Source organism: Streptomyces sp. P17 (genome assembly GCF_032436805.1).
Taxonomy (GTDB): Bacteria; Actinomycetota; Actinomycetes; order Streptomycetales; family Streptomycetaceae; genus Streptomyces.
The window spans coordinates 1-248 of record NZ_JAVRBF010001274.1; the positions used below are offsets into that span (position 1 = coordinate 1).

A 248-nucleotide genomic window follows, 5' to 3' on the forward strand; every position below is an offset into this window, starting at 1 on the left:
GCCGCCTTTTACACCGCCGAACAACGTCTTAGTAAATATATTTATGAGACTGCCTATAAGAACTTTTTCTCTGACAATATGACAGACGTGGCAGCCACCATCGGAACGAGTTATCGTCACCTTTATCGCTTGTTAGGTGACCTGTCAAAAGCAGGGATCTTGGAAAAAGACGAGGACGGCTATTGGATCCGAAAACCAGAAGAACTATGGGCAAAAACGGTGATTTAGTGAGGGCTAGAAGACTTTCT

1 protein-coding gene is annotated in these 248 nt (G+C 44.4%); it reads left to right on the forward strand.

Going from position 1 to position 248, the window contains the following annotated elements:
• A partial coding sequence (locus RMT89_RS44670) for a helix-turn-helix domain-containing protein (RefSeq protein ID WP_315889475.1) occupies positions 1-228 on the forward strand: 228 nt, incomplete at its 5' end.
• Between the last annotated feature and the right edge of the window lie 20 nt (positions 229-248).